Origin of the sequence: Streptomyces barringtoniae (assembly GCF_020819595.1) — a bacterium.
GTDB lineage: Bacteria > Actinomycetota > Actinomycetes > Streptomycetales > Streptomycetaceae > Streptomyces > Streptomyces barringtoniae.
The window spans coordinates 71,637-85,279 of the sequence record NZ_JAJHNP010000012.1 but is presented as its reverse complement, the minus strand read 5'-3'; the positions used below and the strand labels follow the sequence as shown (position 1 = coordinate 85,279).

Genomic DNA, 13,643 nt, shown 5'->3' with positions numbered 1-13,643 from the left:
CTCCCGTCAGATCACCGGCTCCGTGGCGCTGCCCGCCAGCACCTCCGGCCGGAGCAGATCCGTCAGCCGTTCGGCGGGCAGCAGCCCCTTCTCCAGCACCAGTTCGGCCACGCCGCGCCCGGTGACGAGTGCCTCCTTGGCGATGTCGGTGGCGGCCGTGTACCCGATGTGCGGGTTGAGGGCGGTGACCAGGCCGATGGAGTTCTCCACGGTGGCGCGCAGCCGCTCGGTGTTGGCGGTGATGCCGGACACGCAGCGCTCGGCGAGGGTCAGGCAGGCGCTCTGCAGATGGGTGACGGACTCCGACAGCGAGTGCAGGATGATCGGCTCGAAGGCGTTGAGCTGGAGCTGCCCGGCCTCGGCGGCCATGGTGATGGCGACGTCGTTGCCGATCACCTCGAAGGCGACCTGGTTGACCACCTCGGGGATCACCGGGTTGACCTTGCCCGGCATGATGGACGAACCGGCCTGCACGGGCGGCAGGTTGATCTCGCCGAGGCCCGCACGCGGCCCGGAGGACAGCAGCCGCAGGTCGTTGCAGCTCTTGGAGAGCTTGACCGCGATCCGCTTCAGCACTCCGGACATCTGCACGAAGGCACCGCAGTCCTGAGTGGCCTCGACCAGGTTGGCGGCGGTCACCAGCGGCAGTCCTGTGATCGCGGACAGGTGCCGGCGGGCGGCCTCCGCGTATCCGGCGGGGGCGTTGAGGCCGGTGCCGATGGCCGTGGCGCCGAGGTTGATCTCGTGGATCAACTCGACGGCCTCGGCGAGACGGCTGCGGTCCTCCTCGATCATGACGGCGAAGGCAGAGAACTCCTGACCGAGCGTCATCGGTACGGCGTCCTGCAACTGTGTACGGCCCATCTTGAGCACGTCACGGAACTCGACGGCCTTGCGGGCGAACGAGTCCTGCAGTACGGCCATCGCCTTGAGCAGTCCACGGACCGCGAACACCGTGGCTACCTTGACGGCGGTCGGGTAGACGTCATTGGTCGACTGACCGAGGTTGACGTCCTCGTTGGGGTGCAGATACGCGTACTCCCCCTTGGCGCGACCGAGCAGCTCCAGCGCCCGGTTGGCCACGACCTCGTTGGCGTTCATGTTGGTGGACGTGCCGGCGCCGCCCTGGATGACGTCGACGACGAACTGGTCGTGCAGCTTGCCCGCCCGGATCTCCCGGCAGGCGGCGACGATCGCGCGCGCCTTCTCCGGCGCCAGCAGCCCGAGTTCCTCGTTGGCGAGAGCGGCGGCCTCCTTGACGGCGGCCAGGGCGTCGATCAGATGCGGGTAGGCGGAGATCGGGGTGCCCGTGATGGGGAAGTTCTCCGTCGCGCGCAGGGTGTGCACCCCCCAGTACGCGTCGGCGGGTATGTCACGGTCGCCGAGCAGATCGTGCTCGCTGCGGGTGATGGCGGCGGTCATGAGGAAAACGGTCCTCTTTCTGAGGTACGGAGGTGAAGGCGCCCCGAAAGGGGCGCGGGGCTGTGTGCGGCCTGCGGCTCCGCCGCGCGGGCGCGATCGACCACGACGGACCCGCAGATCCAGGACGGCCGGTCCAGCGGAGCGCTACGCGCAGGTGGTGAACGGAACCGGATCCAGCGCACGCACAGCCCGCACGCACCCCACCGGCTCCCCGCCCCCGAGCAGCGGCTCCCCGGCGAACTCGGTCAGCAACCCGGGGTCCACGCCCGCACGAGCGAGCGCCGCCGCCGCGACCGGAATCCGCGCCCGGTTCGCCCCATCCGCGATCTTCACGGCGATGGCACGGCCATCAGGAAGGGCAGCAACCTGAACGCCTTCGAAACCGTCCTTCGCGAGCAGCCCCGGCACGGCCCGCATCAGCGCGGCGACATCGCGCCCCGAGCCGGAGGCCATCTCGGCGTGCTCGCGCATCGCGTCGGCGACCCGGGCCTCTGGCGTGCCGGGGGCGGCCGAGGTGATCCGGGACAGGGCGCGGGCGAGGCCGTGCAGGGAGATGGAGAACAGCGGCGCGCCGCAGCCGTCCACGGTGACCCGGGCGACCCGCTGGCCGGTCAGGTCCTCGACGATCTCCTGGATCGCCTGCTGGAGCGGGTGCCCCGGGTCGAGGTAGTCCTCCAGCGACCAGCCGTTGAGGTGGGCGGTCCACAGCATGGCGGCGTGCTTGCCGGAGCAGTTCTGGGCGAGCCGGGAGGGCATGCGGCCCTCGTGCACCCAGGCGTCCCGGACGACCGGGTCGAAGGGCATGTCGGGGACGTTGCGCAGGTGGTTCTCGGTGAGCCCGGCGAGTTCGAGGATGCGCCGGGTGCCGGCGAGGTGTCGCTCCTCGCCGGAGTGGCTGGCGGCGGCCAGCGACAGCAGCGCGCCGTCGAGCGGCAGCCCGGCCCGCAGCATGGCCACGGCCTGGAGGGGCTTGACGGCGGAGCGCGGGTAGAACGCGGCCTCGATGTCGCCGAGCTGGAAGTCCACCTTGCCGTCGGCGCCGAGGACGACGACGGAGCCGTAGTGGATGCCCTCGACTACTCCCCCGCGGACGAGGTGGGCGACGGGGGCGTGGAGGGGTTCGCGGACGACGGGTGCGTCGGCGGGGGAACTGCTGTACATCACTGCCTGCATCGATGGGTCGGGGTCGGCCGCTACGCGGGTCACGCGTCGGCGCCGGTGGACGTGCGGGATATCCGGCCGCGGATGGCGTACCAGCCCGCGACCAGGGTTGCGACGATGAGCGGCAGACAGAGCACGGTGGTGCGTCCGGCGCCGCCGTCGGCGTACATGAGGACCAGGACGGAGGCGAGGAAGGCCAGCGTCACGACTTCGGTCCACGGGGAGCCCGGCAGCCGGTACGACGGCCGGGTCAGCTCGCCCTTCCGGGTCTTCTGCCAGAAGAGCAGGTGACAGAGCATGATCATGCCCCAGGTCGCGAGGATGCCGATCGCGGCGAAGTTGAGGACGATCTCGAACGCGTCGGCGGGGACGACGTAGTTGAGGCCCACGCCGAGGACACAGATACCGCTGGTGAGGAGGATCCCGCCGTACGGGACCTGGCTGCGGCTCATCCGCGCGGTGAACTTCGGGGCCGAGCCGCTCATGGCCATGGAGCGCAGGATGCGCCCGGTGGAGTACAGGCCGGAGTTCAGCGAGGACATGGCGGCCGTGAGCACGACCAGGTTCATCACGTCGCCGGCCGCGGGGATGCCGATGTGCGACAGGACCGTCACGAAGGGGCTCTGGCCGGCGCTGTACGCGTTCCAGGGCATCAGCATGGACAGCAGGACGACGGAACCGACGTAGAACAGGCCCACGCGCCACATGATCGAGTTGATCGCCTTCGGCATGATCTTCTCGGGGTTCTCGGTCTCACCGGCGGCCACGCCGACCAGTTCGACGGAGGCGTAGGCGAAGACGACACCCTGGATGATCAGCAGCATCGGCAGCAGGCCGTTGGGGAAGATGCCGCCGTTGTCCGTGATCAGGGAGGGGCCGGGGTGGTGGCCGGCCACCGGGTGCTGGGTGACCAGCAGGAAGATGCCGATGCACATGAAGACGACCAGCGCGGAGACCTTGACGATCGCGAACCAGAACTCCAGTTCGCCGAAGATCTTCACCGAGATCAGGTTCACGGTGAGGACCACGGCCAGGGCCATGAGCGCGATCACCCACTGCGGGATGTCGGAGAACATGCCCCAGTAGTGGGTGTAGGTGGCTACCGCGGTGATGTCGGCGATGCCGGTGGTCGCCCAGTTCAGGAAGTACATCCAGCCCGCGGTGTAGGCGCCCTTCTCACCCAGGAACTCCCTCGCGTACGACACGAAGGCACCGGAGGACGGGCGGTACAGGACGAGTTCGCCGAGGGCGCGTACGACCAGGAAGGCGAAGACGCCGCAGACGGCGTAGGCGATGAACAGGGAGGGTCCGGCGTCGGCGAGCCGGCCGCCGGCGCCGAGGAAGAGGCCGGTGCCGATGGCTCCGCCGATGGCGATCATGTTGACGTGCCGGTGCTTGAGGCCTTTGCTGTAGCCGGCGTCTCCGGCGTCGACATGGCCGGACGAGGGGCGCGTCTCGTCTTTGAGGTGCTGCTCGCTCACGCCTCGGGTCCGCCTTCCGTGGGGAGATCGTCCGTCCGCTGGGGACGCACGATGTCGGTGAGGGTCGTCTCGACGCGGTCCAGGTGGTGACTCATGGCCTGAACGGCGTCGTGTTCGGAACCGTCGATCAGCGCCTCGACGATGGCCCGGTGCTCGCGGTTGGACTGCTCGCGGCGGCCGCCCAGTTCGTTGAGGAAGGCCGACTGACGCGCCAGTGCGTCGCGGATCTCCTCGATGACCCGGCGGAAGACCGGGTTCTGGGCGGCCTCGGCGATCGCGAGGTGGAAGAGGGTGTCCATCGCGACCCAGGCCGTGGTGTCCGTCTCCCGCTCCATGCGGTCGAGCAGGTGGGCCAGGTGGTCCAGGTTCTCCGGGGTGCGGCGTGCGGCCGCGTATCCGGCGACCGGGATCTCGATGTGCCGGCGCACCTCGAGCAGGTCGCTGGCCGCGTAGTCACCGAACGTGGGGTCTTCCACGGCGTTCGCGACGACGAAGGTGCCCTTGCCGGTCCGGGAGACCGTGAGGCCCATCGTCTGCAGCGCGCGCAGCGCCTCGCGCAGCACGGGCCGGGACACCTCGAGGGTGCGGCACAGCTCGGCCTCGGAGGGGAGCTTGTCGCCGATGGCGTACTCGCCCCGTTCGATGGCGTCGCGGAGGTGGGCCAGGACCGCTTCCATGGCGCTGACGCGCCGCGGACCCGAGCCACCTGTCTGGCTGTCTGACAGGTTCACGGGAGCGATCCTGCGGGTTGCCGGCCAGGACTGTCAAGGCGCCCCGTAAGGAAACATTCACGGGGTGCGGCGCCTGAATGCAGGCATCCGCACCCCGTGGGTGATCAGGAGGGTCGGGTCAGGCGTCGAGCACACCCGTGGCGAGCAGGCCGAGCAGGCCCGCGCCGATGATGATCCGGTAGATCACGAAGGCGTTGAAGGAGTGCTTGGCGACGAACTTCAGCAGCCAGGCGATGGAGGCGTAGGCGACCACGAACGACACGATCGTGCCGACGGCCAGCGGGGCGGCGCCGACGCCCGCACCGAGGGCGTCCTTGAGCTCGTAGATGCCGGCGCCGGTCAGGGCCGGGATGCCGAGGAAGAAGGACAGGCGGGTGGCGGCGACGCGGTCCAGGTCCAGGATGAGCGCGGTGGACATGGTGGCGCCGGAGCGGGAGAAGCCGGGGAAGAGCAGGGCGAGGATCTGCGAGCAGCCCACCCACATCGCGTCCTTGAACGACGTGTCGTCCTCACCGCGCTTGTGCCGACCCATCTGGTCCGCGCACCACATCACACCCGAGCCGACGATCAGCGAGCCGGCCACCACCCACAGCGAGCCCAGCGGGCCCTCGACCAGCTTCTTGGCGGCCAGGCCGACCACGACGATCGGGATGGTGGCGGCGATCACCCACCAGGCGAACTTGTAGTCGTGGTGGTAGCGCTCCTCGCGGTTGGTCAGACCGCGGAACCAGGCGGAGACGATCCGCTTGATGTCCTTGAAGAAGTACACGAGCACGGCGGCGATGGCGCCGACCTGGATGACGGCGGAGAAGCCGACGACGGACTTGTCGTCGACGGGGATGTTCATGAGCCCCTCGGCGATCTTCAGGTGACCGGTGGACGACACCGGGAGGAACTCGGTCACCCCCTCGACTACTCCGAGGACGACGGCCTGACCGACGGAGATGGCGCTCATGGGATCCAGTTCTGAGGAGAGTTGGTCGACATTGCTGTAGACAGTACTTGTTGCGCCCAGCGCCCTGCCAAGCGCCTAGGCCCACACTGCGGCGGCGAGCGAGACGCCGGCGAAGGCGGCGGCGAGCCCCGCCACCACGCTCGCCACGACGTTGGCGGCAGCGTAGAGGCCGGAGCCGGCTTCGGTCAGCCGCAGGGTCTCGTAGGAGAAGGTCGAGTACGTCGTCAGCGCTCCGCAGAAGCCGGTGCCGACCAGCAGCTGCAGATGGGGACCGGCCGCCCCGGCGGAGAAGGCGCCCGTGAGCAGCCCGAGAACCAGAGAGCCGGTGACGTTCACCACGAAGGTGCCCCAGGGGAAGACCGAGTCGTGGCGGGCCTGCACGGCACGGTCGGTGAGATAGCGCAGCGGTGCGCCGATCACGGCCCCCGCGATGACGAGCAGCCAGTTCACAACGACTTCTTACCCTTCGGATCCGTGTCGGCCGGGCCACCGCCCCCGCGCCCCACGTAACGGACGACCTCGCACTCCTCCAGGGTCACGAGCCCCTCGTCGACTAGTTCGTCGAGCTGCGGCAGGAACGCCCGCACCCGCTCCTCGCTGTCCACGACGACGACCGCCACGGGCAGGTCCTCGCTCAGGGACAGCAGGCGGGAGGTGTGGATGCGGGAGGAGGCGCCGAAGCCCTCGATGCCCCGGAAGACGCTCGCCCCGGCGAGTCCGGCCGCGTGCGCGCGGTGCACGATCTCGGAGTAGAGGGGCTTGTGGTGCCAGGTGTCGTCCTCGCCGATGTAGACGGTCAGCCGGAGGGCCCGGCCGGTGAGTGACGTCATCGCTTCCTCCCGATCAGCACCCGGCGGGCGGCGACCGAGGCCAGCCACACCGCGGCGAGGGCGGCGCACAGCGTCGCGGCGAGATAGGCGAGCCCGAGGCCCGGGCGGCCCGCGTCGACCAGCTTGCGGATGTCGACGGCGTAGGTGGAGAACGTGGTGAACCCGCCGAGCACGCCGGTGCCGAAGAAGGGGCGTACGAGGCGGTGGGCGGCCCACACGTCGGTGATGAGCACCATGAAGACACCGATCACCGCGCAGCCGAGGACGTTGGTGAGGAAGGTCGCCCAGGGGAAACCGCCGGGTGGCGTGGGCCAGGCCAGGGCGAGGCCGTAGCGGGCGCACGCGCCGAGGGCGCCGCCGAGGGCGACCACCGCGACGACGGGTGTCTGGGCGCGCCACTCGGACCGCCGCCGTGGGGTGGGACGGACACGGAGGCTCTCGGCTTCCGGGGCTGTCATGCTGGTGCGTCTCCTGTTCGGCCTGCCCCGACGGGTGATCACGGCCGGGCACCAGCCTACCGCCGAGTCAGCCGGCTCCGGTCCGCGCGCAGACCGCGACGCCGGGCTCCCACAGGCTGCCGAGGACGAGGAAGTCGCCGCTCGCGCAGGCGCTGGTGACCATGCGGAACCCGGAGCGGCGGCGAGTGAGGTGCCGGACGGTGCGTCCGGTGTCGTCGAGGGCCACCGCCCCGATCGTCCCGCTCGGGCGGTACGGCGCGTGTACGGCAGCCCGGGCGGCGGCGGCGCGCACGGCGGGCGGGGCGCGGTGCAGGAGGTCCAGCGGCGGCACCCGTGGGCTGGCGAGCGCGACCCAGAGCGGACCTTCGGGGCCCTCGCGCCAGAGGTTGTCCGGCATGCCCGGCAGCGTGGCGAAGAGGTCGGCGTGCCCGGCACGCGGACCGGTGAGGTGGTAGCGGGTGAGGCGGCAGGCACCGGTCTCGGCGATCACCAGGAAGGAGTTGTCGGCGCCGACCGCCAGGCCGTTGGCGAACTGCAGCCCGTCCACCAGGACTTCGGGTTCGCCGCCCTCGGGCGGAAGGCGCAGCAGCCGTCCGGTGCCGGTGTGTTCGACGATGTCGCCGATCCAGTGCTCCAGTGGGTAGCGGCGGCTGGAGACGGTGAAGTACACGGTGCCGTCGGGCAGGGCGACGACGTTGCTGCAGAAGCGGAGGCGCTCCCCCGCCACCGAGTCCGCGAGCACGCGGACGGTGCTTGACGCGCCTTCGCCGGTGTCGACGCGCAGCAGTCCGCGTTCCGCGTCGCACACCAACAGGCCGCCGTCCGGCAGCGGTTCGAGTCCCAGCGGACGGCCGCCGGTCTCGGCCAGCACCTCCACGCGGGCCGTGCGCGGGTCGCCGAGGCCGTGGACGCGCAGGATCCGGCCGTCCTCCACTCCGGTCAGCACGCGCCCGTGCCCGTCCACGACGACGTCCTCGGGGCCGCGGGCGCCCAGGGAGACGTAATGGAGCGGGACGAGTGCCGCAGGTCGGTCCATGTGGTTCGTTCACCACCCCTTCTCGAAGACCCGGGCGACCTCCGCGATGCGGATCTCGTCACGCCGGTAGCAAGTGCCCCAGCAGCTGCGGCGGGTGCGCAGCACGCCGAGCCTGGTGAGGAAGTCCAGGTGGGCTACGGCTGTCCGGCGTGGCACGCCCAGCTTGGCGGCCACGGCGCGCGCGGTGACTCCCGTCTCGGCGAGGTCGCGGCGACGGGGCGCCGGAAAGTGGGCCGTCGGATCCTTGAGCCATTCCAGAATCGTCTGCCGCATCCGGCCCGAGGGGGTTCCCATCATGCGTCCGCCTCCGTCCCCGGCCTCCTCGTACGCAGTGTTCCCACTGTGGCCCGGCCGACTCCGTCGCGTCCGGGACTCGGCGGTCGTTGTCCGGTACCGAACGGCCGCACGACGGGCGCGGATGCATATGCCCCCGGAAAACAGGCGGAGGCCCGGCCGCCCCTTGCGGCCGGGCCCGTCACCGGTGGTTCAGCTGTGGCTGAACCACGTCATCGAGGACAGCGCCTCGTCGTCGTAGCCGAACAGGGCCTGTTTCTCCCAGCCGTTGCCGGAGGTGGCGTCGGTCGGGTTCCAGCCGTTGCCGGAGACGGCGGTCCAGGTCGCCTCCCAGTAGAAGACGCCGAGCCCGCGGCCGTTCGGGACGGCCTCCACGATGCTCGCCACGTCGTTCATCCACTTGGTCTGGCCGGCCACGGTCGCCGGGTAGCCGGAGACCAGCTCGCCGGTGGTGTCGATCTGGTTCTCCAGGGAGTCGTCCTGGGCCAGGGTGAAGGGATAGGCCGTCTCGGCGACGAACACGGGCTTGCCGTAGCGGGTGGCCGCGTCGTCCAGGGTGGTCCGGAAGCCGGAGAGCGGGCCGTGCCAGTAGCCGTAGTACGACAGGCCGATCGCGTCGAACTTCACCCCGTTGGCGACCGCGTTGTCGAAGACGTTCGCCTATCACGTCAAGCTGCGCGAGGGCGCGGACGGGACGGCGTACGCGCGTGCCGCCCGAGCCGTGGACAAGGGGCTCACCACCCAACCGGCCGGCCCGAGCGGCGGCGCCGAGACCGTCATCGACTCGGCGGCCGTCCTCACCCTGCTACTGGCCCTGGTCGCCTCCCTCGGCGTGTTCAACACGGCCGTGCTCAACACCCACGACCGGCGCCGCGACCTCGGCATGCTGAAGTCGATCGGCATGACCCCGCGCCAGGTGACGGTGATGACGGTGACCTCGATGGCGGTGCTCGGCGTGATCGGGTCGGTGCTGGGCGTGCCGCTGGGCATCGCCGCCTACGAGGTGGTCGTCCCCCGCATGGCGGCGGGGATCGACATCACCCTGCCGTCGTACATGACGGACGTCTGGCACGTGCCGAAGCCGGCGGAACCGGCGCCGGCGGGGCTCGTGATCGCCGTGGTCGGCGCGCTGGTGCCCGCCCGGCGTGCGGCCCGCCTCACCGTCGCCGAGGTGCTGCACAACGAGTAGGGGCGGCGGGGAGCCCGCAACCGGTCAGGATCGAAGAAGCCGGGGCGGGCTCCCCGGTCCTAGCGTGAGACGCACCGACGGAGAACTCCGTCGGGTCACGCACCTCAGAAGGAGAGACCCATGACCGCCGGCGTGCAGACGATCATCTACCCCGTCAAGGACAAGGACAGTGCCAAGGCCCTGTTCACCGCCCTGCTGGGTGTCGAGCCGTACGCGGACCAGCCCTACTACGTCGGTTTCAAGGCCGAGGGGCAGGACGTCGGCCTCGACCCGAACGGGCACGCCCAGGGGCTGACCGGACCGGTGCCGTTCTGGCACGTCACCGATCTCCGGGAGCGGCTCGCGGCCCTGGTGGAGGCGGGTGCCGAGGTGGTTCAGGACGTGCGGGACGTCGGCAACGGCCGCCTGATCGCCTCCGTGAAGGACGCCGACGGCAACATGATCGGCCTTCTCCAGGACCCGGCCGCCTGAGTCCCGACCTCCGCTCGCACGAGTCGCCTGCTTGCACCCGCACTAGTTGCACACTCAACGATTGGCCGGATCGGTGCTACGGTGCGGGTATGGCAGTCAAGACGGCCGACGCCCGGCTCGAGGAACGGTGGCGGGACATCCTCGCCGTACACGCCCACACCATGTGCGAGATCGACCGGGCCCTGCATCCGTACGGGCTGGGCGCCAGCGACTTCGAGGTGCTGGACATCCTCGCGACCGAGTCGCCCGCGAAGGGCGACCAGTGCCGGGTGCAGAACCTGGTCGGCCGGGTCCATCTCAGCCAGAGCGCGCTGTCCCGGCTGATCGGCCGGCTGGAGAAGGACGGGCTGGTGGAGCGCTCGGTGTGCGCGGAGGACCGGCGCGGGGTGTGGGTGGCGCTCACCCCCAGGGGCCGCGCGCTGCACGCCGAGGTGCTGCCGCTGCAGCGCGCCGTGCTGGAGCGCATGCTCACCGGGCAGGATCGCCAGGGCACCGGACAGGAGCCCCTGAGCACCGGGCACGATCACTAGAGCACCGGCTCAATCCCGTCCGGAGGACCGGCTTGCCCCTCCGTCGGAGCACCGGCTCGACCCCCTCTAGAGCACCAGCTCGGCCCCGTCCGGCAGGACCTCCACGCCCGCCTCGGCGACACGCGCGCGTGCCGGTGACTCCGGGTCGAGCAGCGGGTTGGTGTTGTTGAGGTGGGTGTAGATCCGGCGTGCACCGGGATGGCGGGCGAGGGCGGCGAGGGTGCCGTCCGGGCCGGTGACCGGGAGGTGTCCCATGGCGGCCTGGCGGGCCCCGGACCGTACCGTCGTGCCCATCTCGTCGGCCGCGTAGAAAGTGCCGTCCAGCAGCACGCAGTCGGCCTCGGCGCACAGCTCGTCCAGCTCCGGACTCCAGGCACCCACACAGGGCGCGTACACCAGCACTCCCCCGCTGGCCAGGTTCTCGACGCGGTACGCCGTCACCCACGGGCCGGCCGGTTCCGGCGCCTGCACCGGCACGTATTTCGGGATCTTCGTGCCCAGCGGATGCGCCGTGACCACCAGCCCGCCGGCCAGCACGAACCCGCCGTCGGCCAGGCTGTCCGCCCACTCCCAGGGGGCGTAACGGTCCAGGGCGGCCCGGGCGGGGGCCAGCACGGCGCGGACCGGCGGGGCGGTGTAGACCTTCAGGCCCGCCGCTCCGCGCAGCTCGGCCAGGCCGGTGACGTGGTCGGCCTCGGCGTCGGTGAGCAGGACCCCGCGCAGGGGGGTGTCCCGGGGGCCGGGGCCGGGCCACAGCGCCGGTGTGGCGGTGAGCTGGGCGCGCAGATCGGGTGAGGCGTTCAGCAGCCACCAGTCGCGGCCGTTGCCGGTGACGGCGGCGCACTCCTGGGTGCGGGAGGGCAGCTTGCCGTCCCTTGCCGCCGTGCACAGTGAGCAGGCGCAGTTCCACTGCGGGAAGCCGCCACCGGCGGCAGTGCCCAGCAGGACGATCCTCACGACCCCTACTCCTTCGCGCGGCGCGTTCTGTCTACCGCCGGGGATCTTTCCCTTCCGGAGACGTGTGACCACGCTTGGCAGGGAGCAGTTCCGGCCGTCCTTCACCGGGGCGCGGGCGTTTTGTCACCCGAATGGGGTGGGGCGATCCCTTTCGTGCACGGGTGAGGGTGCGGGTCGTTCGTGGTTTCTCGCGCCCACGCGGCGGAGCCGCATGTCGATACGGCCCCGCGCCGCTTTCAGGGGCGCTGATCACCGCGCCAACAACGTACGCACCCCCTGTGACGTGAGCGTCAGGGCGTGCGTGGAGTTGCCGTCTATGGCCAGGGAAAGTTCCTCGTCGGGCCACTGGGAGGCCAGGGCGCCGAGGGGGATGAGGCGGTAGCGGGAGACGAAGGGCAGGAGCCCGGCCATCTCGCCCTCCGTGGTGAAGACGGGGACGACCGCATCGCCTCCGGGCTGTTCCAGGACGGGCAGGGCCACGGTGGTGGCGTCGGCGCCCTCCCCGTCGACCGCGTCGTCCGGCACGGGGACGAGGACGTCACTGTGGGCGAGGACGTCCAGCGCCCTCTGGTCCTCGGCGTTCACGGCCAGCGCGTCCAGCGCCTGCTGGGCCGGCGTCGGCAGGTCGTTCTGTGCGGGTGTCTCCATGGCATGTCCCCAGGTAGCGACGGTCGTACAGGCCACCCGGGGGGTGGAACCGCGCCCGGGCGTGCTCCGCCTCGCGTACCCGGTGGGCCGCGGGACATGCGTGGGGATCGGCGGGAGATACGGTGGTGGACCGGCCCATGTGACGGCCTGGGACGGTGGAAATCCACGGGCAAGGGCGATCGTCGCCCGTGCGGGAGGCCCTAGCGTGGCCGTATGCCGATGCAGCCATGGTTCCGCGACGCGAAGCTGGGGATCTTCGTCCACTGGGGCGTCTACGCGGTGGACGGGGTCCCGGAGTCCTGGTCGTTCTACACCGGACAGGTGTCCCATGAGCAGTACATGAAGCAGCTGGACGGATTCACCGCGTCCCGGTACGACCCGCGTGCCTGGGCGGACCTCTTCGCCCGGGCCGGTGCCCGGTACGCCGTGCTCACCGCGCGCCATCACGACGGTGTGGCCCTGTGGGACAGCGCCCACGGCGATCTGAACGTGGCGCGCCGTACGCCGGCCGGGCGTGACCTGATCGCGGGATACGCCGACGCGCTGCGCGAGCGCGGCCTGCGGGTGGGCCTGTACTACTCCCACTCGGACTGGAACCACCCCGACTACGCGAGCACCCGGCACCCCGCCCCGGACGAGGATCCCCCCAACCCCCTGGCGCACGCCCGGCCCGGCGAGGAGGATCCGGCGGCCTGGGCCCGGTTCCTGGCCTACCGGGACGGCCAGGTCGGGGAGCTGGTGGACCGGTTCCGGCCGGATCTGCTGTGGTTCGACGGCGAGTGGGAGCGCACGGAGGAGCAGTGGGGCCTTCACGCCCTGGCCGCCCGGATCCTGGCCGGCAACCCGGAGACGGTCCTCAACGCGCGCATGCTGAGCCACGGCGACTACGCCACCCCGGAGCAGGGTGTGCCGCTCCAAGCACCCGACGGTCCCTGGGAGTTGTGCCTGACGGTCAACGACTCCTGGGGCTTCCAGCACCGGGACCACGACCACAAGTCGGTGCGGCAGCTGGTGCGCCACTTCACGGAGACGATCGGCGCGGGCGGCAACCTGCTGCTGGACGTGGGCCCGCGCGAGGACGGCACGATCCCGGCGGAACAGGCGGAGCGTCTGGCGGGGCTCGGGGCGTGGATCGGCCGGCACGCCGAGGCCGTGTACGGCACGGTGACCGGCCTGCCGCCGGGACATCACTACGGCCCGAGCACGCTGTCTGCCGACCGGCGGACGCTGTACCTCGTGTGCTTCGACGTCCCGCGCGAGACGGTGTCCGTGCGGGGCCTGCGCAACCGGGTGCGCCGGGTGAGCGTCCTCGGTACGGGCGCCGAGCTGGGCCACCGGGTCACCGGCGGGCTGCACGAGGTGCCGGGGGTGACCTGGCTGGACGCGCCGGCGGCGGGCGACGTGGACGAGTACGCCACGGTGCTCGCCCTGGAGCTCGACGGGGAGCTCGACCTCTACCGGGGCACGGGGCGCTCCTGAC

The 13,643-nt window shown here is 71.1% G+C and carries 16 protein-coding genes and 1 pseudogene; 4 read left to right on the top strand and 13 right to left on the bottom strand.

What is annotated here, in order from left to right; translation table 11 throughout:
• Positions 1 to 6 precede the first annotated feature (6 nt).
• The 11 genes and pseudogenes from aspA to LMU33_RS22680 all read right to left on the bottom strand — a co-directional run.
• Positions 7 to 1,422: an aspartate ammonia-lyase gene (aspA, locus tag LMU33_RS22730; RefSeq protein WP_228622369.1), complete on the bottom strand. Its 1,416-nt coding sequence runs from the start codon at positions 1,420 to 1,422 to the stop codon at positions 7 to 9.
• A gap of 144 nt (positions 1,423 to 1,566) precedes the next feature.
• Entirely contained in the window at positions 1,567 to 2,583 is a 1,017-nt protein-coding gene (locus tag LMU33_RS22725; RefSeq protein ID WP_228622368.1) for an asparaginase, read from the bottom strand.
• 41 nt (positions 2,584 to 2,624) lie between these two features.
• Positions 2,625 to 4,064: an amino acid permease gene (locus LMU33_RS22720; protein WP_228622367.1), complete on the bottom strand. Its 1,440-nt coding sequence runs from the start codon at positions 4,062 to 4,064 to the stop codon at positions 2,625 to 2,627.
• On the bottom strand, positions 4,061 to 4,795 hold the full coding sequence (locus LMU33_RS22715) for a FadR/GntR family transcriptional regulator (protein WP_228622366.1): 735 nt from the start codon (positions 4,793 to 4,795) through the stop codon (positions 4,061 to 4,063). The genes LMU33_RS22720 and LMU33_RS22715 overlap by 4 nt, the downstream gene beginning before the upstream one ends.
• Before the next feature lie 118 nt (positions 4,796 to 4,913).
• The gene (locus LMU33_RS22710) at positions 4,914 to 5,750 is read right to left on the bottom strand and encodes an undecaprenyl-diphosphate phosphatase (protein ID WP_228622365.1); all 837 of its coding nucleotides are present in this window, start codon (positions 5,748 to 5,750) and stop codon (positions 4,914 to 4,916) included.
• Between the two features lie 75 nt (positions 5,751 to 5,825).
• Entirely contained in the window at positions 5,826 to 6,200 is a 375-nt protein-coding gene (gene crcB / locus LMU33_RS22705; RefSeq protein WP_228622364.1) for a fluoride efflux transporter CrcB, read from the bottom strand.
• Positions 6,197 to 6,580, bottom strand: coding sequence for a DUF190 domain-containing protein (locus LMU33_RS22700; protein WP_228622363.1), 384 nt, complete (start codon positions 6,578 to 6,580; stop codon positions 6,197 to 6,199). The genes crcB (LMU33_RS22705) and LMU33_RS22700 overlap by 4 nt, the downstream gene beginning before the upstream one ends.
• The gene (gene crcB, locus LMU33_RS22695; RefSeq protein ID WP_228622362.1) at positions 6,577 to 7,038 is read right to left on the bottom strand and encodes a fluoride efflux transporter CrcB; all 462 of its coding nucleotides are present in this window, start codon (positions 7,036 to 7,038) and stop codon (positions 6,577 to 6,579) included. Before crcB (LMU33_RS22695) ends, LMU33_RS22700 begins: the two co-directional genes overlap by 4 nt.
• 67 nt (positions 7,039 to 7,105) lie before the next feature.
• Positions 7,106 to 8,074 (bottom strand): SMP-30/gluconolactonase/LRE family protein, encoded by a 969-nt coding sequence (locus LMU33_RS22690; protein ID WP_228622361.1) that lies wholly within the window; start codon positions 8,072 to 8,074, stop codon positions 7,106 to 7,108.
• Between the two features lie 9 nt (positions 8,075 to 8,083).
• Positions 8,084 to 8,371: a helix-turn-helix domain-containing protein gene (locus tag LMU33_RS22685; protein WP_228622360.1), complete on the bottom strand. Its 288-nt coding sequence runs from the start codon at positions 8,369 to 8,371 to the stop codon at positions 8,084 to 8,086.
• A 189-nt stretch (positions 8,372 to 8,560) separates the two neighbouring features.
• Positions 8,561 to 9,019: pseudogene (locus tag LMU33_RS22680) on the bottom strand (glycosyl hydrolase 53 family protein); the annotation flags it as partial.
• On the opposite strand from LMU33_RS22680, the gene LMU33_RS22675 reads away from it, so the two are divergent.
• The 3 genes from LMU33_RS22675 (at position 9,000) to LMU33_RS22665 (ending at position 10,558) form a co-directional block, all read left to right on the top strand.
• A complete protein-coding gene (locus tag LMU33_RS22675) occupies positions 9,000 to 9,557 on the top strand; it encodes an ABC transporter permease (protein ID WP_228622359.1) in 558 nt (185 codons plus the stop codon). The pseudogene LMU33_RS22680 and the gene LMU33_RS22675 overlap by 20 nt on opposite strands.
• Before the next feature lie 120 nt (positions 9,558 to 9,677).
• Complete coding sequence (locus tag LMU33_RS22670; protein ID WP_228622358.1) at positions 9,678 to 10,028, top strand: VOC family protein; 351 nt, start codon at positions 9,678 to 9,680, stop codon at positions 10,026 to 10,028.
• 89 nt (positions 10,029 to 10,117) lie between these two features.
• The gene (locus LMU33_RS22665) at positions 10,118 to 10,558 is read left to right on the top strand and encodes a MarR family winged helix-turn-helix transcriptional regulator (RefSeq protein ID WP_228622357.1); all 441 of its coding nucleotides are present in this window, start codon (positions 10,118 to 10,120) and stop codon (positions 10,556 to 10,558) included.
• A 66-nt stretch (positions 10,559 to 10,624) separates the two neighbouring features.
• Here the strand turns inward: LMU33_RS22665 and pqqB are convergent, their stop codons facing one another.
• Both pqqB and LMU33_RS22655 read right to left on the bottom strand, forming a co-directional pair.
• On the bottom strand, positions 10,625 to 11,515 hold the full coding sequence (gene pqqB / locus LMU33_RS22660) for a pyrroloquinoline quinone biosynthesis protein PqqB (RefSeq protein WP_228622356.1): 891 nt from the start codon (positions 11,513 to 11,515) through the stop codon (positions 10,625 to 10,627).
• Positions 11,516 to 11,764: 249 nt separating this feature from the next.
• Complete coding sequence (locus LMU33_RS22655) at positions 11,765 to 12,163, bottom strand: SseB family protein (RefSeq protein ID WP_228622355.1); 399 nt, start codon at positions 12,161 to 12,163, stop codon at positions 11,765 to 11,767.
• 213 nt (positions 12,164 to 12,376) lie between these two features.
• On the opposite strand from LMU33_RS22655, the gene LMU33_RS22650 reads away from it, so the two are divergent.
• Entirely contained in the window at positions 12,377 to 13,642 is a 1,266-nt protein-coding gene (locus LMU33_RS22650; RefSeq protein ID WP_228622354.1) for an alpha-L-fucosidase, read from the top strand.
• Position 13,643: the final 1 nt, after the last annotated feature.